Origin of the sequence: Protofrankia sp. Cr1 (assembly GCF_963555865.1) — a bacterium.
Taxonomy (GTDB): Bacteria; Actinomycetota; Actinomycetes; order Frankiales; family Frankiaceae; genus Protofrankia.
Genome location: NZ_CAUVXO010000521.1, coordinates 1 through 3,604 on the forward strand (window position 1 = coordinate 1; position 3,604 = coordinate 3,604).

3 protein-coding genes are annotated in these 3,604 nt (G+C 69.5%); all 3 read right to left on the minus strand.

Annotated elements, in window-relative coordinates:
• On the minus strand, window positions 1-1,457 hold a 1,457-nt coding region (locus U9980_RS25010), incomplete at its 3' end, for a BTAD domain-containing putative transcriptional regulator (protein ID WP_322770171.1).
• Window positions 1,458-1,684: 227 nt separating this feature from the next.
• Window positions 1,685-1,984: a hypothetical protein gene (locus U9980_RS25015; protein ID WP_322770172.1), complete on the minus strand. Its 300-nt coding sequence runs from the start codon at window positions 1,982-1,984 to the stop codon at window positions 1,685-1,687.
• 70 nt (window positions 1,985-2,054) lie between these two features.
• Window positions 2,055-3,323, minus strand: coding sequence for an ATP-binding protein (locus U9980_RS25020; RefSeq protein ID WP_322770173.1), 1,269 nt, complete (start codon window positions 3,321-3,323; stop codon window positions 2,055-2,057).
• Window positions 3,324-3,604 lie beyond the last annotated feature (281 nt).

Consider the following 3,604-nt stretch of genomic DNA (forward strand, 5'->3'; position numbering starts at 1 on the left):
GTGCGATGCCGGTCCGGAGCGTTCCTGACGCCGCCGCGCAGCAGGGCGAACCGGTCCTCCAGCCGTCGGCGGATCTCCTCCACGGACATCACCCGCGCCTTGGCGGCGGCGAGCTCGATGGCCAGCGGGAGACCGTCCAGCCGGGTCACGATGTCGGTCACCGCGTCGTCGGGCAGCTGGACGTCGGGCCGCGCCGCGACGGCTCGCTGCCGGAACAGTTCGACGGACTCCGCGTGACCGAGCGCGCTCAGCGAATAGACGTGTTCCGCGCTGATCGCCAACGGCGCGCGCGACGTGGTGACCACACGCAGATCGCTGGTGGTGGCGACGAGGAACGCGACCAGGTCGGCCACGGCGTCGACGAGATGCTCGCAGTTGTCGAGGATCAGCAGGCTGGGCGCCGCGCTGAGATGCTGGGCGATCCGTCCGCGCACGTCGGCGAGCTGCTGGGGCGTCAACGTCCGGCGGCCGTGCACCGAGTCGCGTACCCCCAGCGCCGAGCCGACCTCGCCGATAAGGTCCTCCGGCGAGGTGACGCCCACCAGGCCGACGAAGTGCACCACCGGCCGTTGGATGGACCGGCCGAGCACATGGGCCAGCCTGGTCTTACCAAGCCCGCCCGGGCCGACGATCGAGACCACGCGGGCGGAGTTGACGAGCGCGCTGAGCTGCCGGAGGTCGTCCGAGCGCCCGACCAGCGAGCTCGCGTCGTAGTGCAGGCCCGCGCGCACCGGCTCGTCGAGGTGGAGCAGTTCGCGGTGCACCCGCTCCAGCTCGGAGCCGGGGTTGACGCCGAGTCGGTCGCGAAGCCCGGCCCGGTATCTCTCATACCTGTCGAGAGCCGCGCCTGTGCCCCGTACCGCCGCCTCGCTTCGCAGCAGGCAGGCCAGCACCGCCTCGTCCCACGGATCCCGGTCGAACGCCTCCCCTAGCCGCGGCAGCGCGGACGCGTGCTCTCCGGTCAGGCTCAGCACGCGACCCAGCAACCCGGCCAGTTCGGCCCGGTACCCTTCGGCGCCGCGGCGGAGCTCCGCCAGCGGGTGATCGTCCCCGTCCTGGGGTGTCGCCAGCGACGCCGCCAGTACCGTGGCCTCGGTCGCCGCCTCACGTGCCACGAGCACGTCACCGGCCGCGAGCAGGTTCCGCGCACGCACCGTCAGGTCGCGCAGCCGAAACGCGTCCACCTGGTCGGCGGGGACGCCGAGCCGGTAACCGTGGCCGTCTCGAACGACCGCGTCCGGTCCGCACTGGGCGCGTGTCCGCGAGATCAGGACCTGCAGCGCCTTGCCGGCGTTTCCCGGGCCGTGCTCGCCCCAGATCGCCTCGGCCAGCCGGTCGCTCGGCACCGCCTGACCGTCGCCGACGGCCAAGGCGGCCAGCAACGCCTGCGGACGCTGACCGACCACCGGCCGGCCGCGCCAGCACACGCGGTCCAGGACAGTCAGGACGATCGGCACCCACTCAGTTTAGAGACGAGGAATCAGCCGCCGGTATTCACGCGGAAGCCACCTTCCCGTCACCTCCAAACCTTTCTTCCCAGGTCAGCCCGGGTAAGCAGGCCAGAGCCGCGTCTTTCAGGAACGACTGCCGCCGAACCTGGCTCGATTTCCTTGCTGGAACTCGGTCGCGACCGCCTTCACCGCTGCGGTGACTTCCCGACTCTGATCAAGGACTACGACTTGGCTCAGGCGGTCCATGCGGGGCCGTCAAGGTCGTGGATCGGGTCGCGGAGGCCGGCGACGCCGGATCGTTCGTCGAGGATCCGGCGCAGTTCCGATGCCTGACGCACCACACAGTTCCGCTCGACGAGGGCGAGATCGTCGAGCGTGCCCGCCGCTCGGATTGAGCCCAATCCGGCTGCCGGCAACGGCAGCTGCGACACGGCGATCACCGCAGCGACGGCCGGGTCGACGTCGTGGGCGAAGACGGTGACCTGGGGGCGTAGCGGCGGGTACAGGGGACAGTCGGCTTCCGGAGTGCTCATGACGAGGGCCTCCTCGCTGGTATCTCCGGCTGGCTGCGGCCGGGCTGAGCCGCTCGGCCGCCCGCGGCGGTCACGGGCCGAACAGTGCCAGCGGGACGACGGCGACGTCGTCGCTTCGACGGTAGGCATGCTGGCCGGCGTAGAGGACGACGGTATCGATCAAGTCTTTTCCGATCCGATTGCGAAGCCATTGGAGGTGCTTGACGTCGACGTCCTCGACCCGGTCGGCCAATTTGACCTCGATGCCCAGTATCCGGCCATCCGCGTGCTGGACGATCAGGTCCACTTCGTGGTCGTTGTTGCGCGTACGTAGGTGGCCCACACGGGCTTCGGCGGCCTCGGCGTAGGTGTGGATGCTGAGGGCGGCAAGATGCTCGAAAAGCGCGCCGAGGATCGTGCCCGCCGACAGGTCTGTGCTGCCTTGCTCAGCACGCAGGAGTGCGGAGTCGTCGAGTCCGAGCAGTCGTGCGACTAGAGCGGGGTCGGCTAGGTGGTGTTTGGGGGACTGGCCGAGTCGATCAAGATGGTTCCGGCTGGGGATCCAGGGCGGTATCGCGTCTAGTAGCCACAGGGACGACAGGGCGTCGCGGTAGGCGAGCGTGGTCTCCTTGGCCGGTTTGTTCGCCAGCCCGGCGGTGGCAGCGTCGAGGATCTTTGAATAGGCCGTCGTTGTCGATGTCGCGGCGGCGTAGGCGGCGAGCCAGGCGCGCAGTGCCGCCGGCCTGCGGACCGGGTAGCCCTGCTCGGGGAATTCCCGTTGGACGACGTTGTCCAGGTACGCATCCAGTTCCGCCCGTCGTACGCGTGGCGGCAGACCGCGGATGGCGGGGAAGCCCGATGCCGTGATCTCCTCGACATAGTCCGTCAACCGGAGCGCGGTGGCCCCGCCGACATCCCGGTTCCCGGACAGGAGCGCGGCCAGGCTCACGGTCTGCGTCTCGATGCCCCGCTCTGCCACACTCAGCGGACGCATTCGCATGGGTACTATCCGCCCCGCGCCCGAGTGGACCACCGTCCCCCGGGGGGCCGAGCTGCCGGCGACGATGAAGTGGCCGGGCGGCGAGCCGGCGTCAACCGCGTGCCGCACGTGGTCCCACACCTCGGGAACGCGCTGCCACTCGTCCACGAGCACCGGCCCGGGCAGGCGGGTCAGGATGGACGGGTCGGCCGTCACGATCTCACGCTGGCCGGGAAGGCTGAGATCGATGACCGACGCGGCGCGTTGCATCGCGGTCGCGGTCTTGCCGACCCCTTTCGGCCCATGGATCGACAAGGCACGAAGGTACGGCTGAAGCTCGTCCAGTGTGTCGTCGAGGATGCGGCGCCGATAGTCGATCACAGGGCTACTCTACCAATTGCAGAGCTTTTAGTCTGCCGATTGCACGATGATTAGTCTTCCAGTCGCAGATCGAAATCCTTCTATGACGGGCTCGCTTCCTGGCCGCACCGCCGCACGGCGCCAGCCGAGCCGACCTCGCCAGCCACGACCAGCAGACCGCCGAACCCGCCCGCTACAAGATCGGGCGCCACTCGAAGGCACCCACGACATGCCGCCCGGCGTCGGTGATGTCGAAGACCCAGCCCGGCGAGTGGGTGTGACGTCGTCGACCCAACCGCCGT

Excerpts from the sequence above, each read along its gene's own strand:
- U9980_RS25015 (WP_322770172.1), bottom strand. The coding sequence starts at position 1,984 with ATGAGCACTCCGGAAGCCGACTGTCCCCTGTACCCGCCGCTACGCCCC.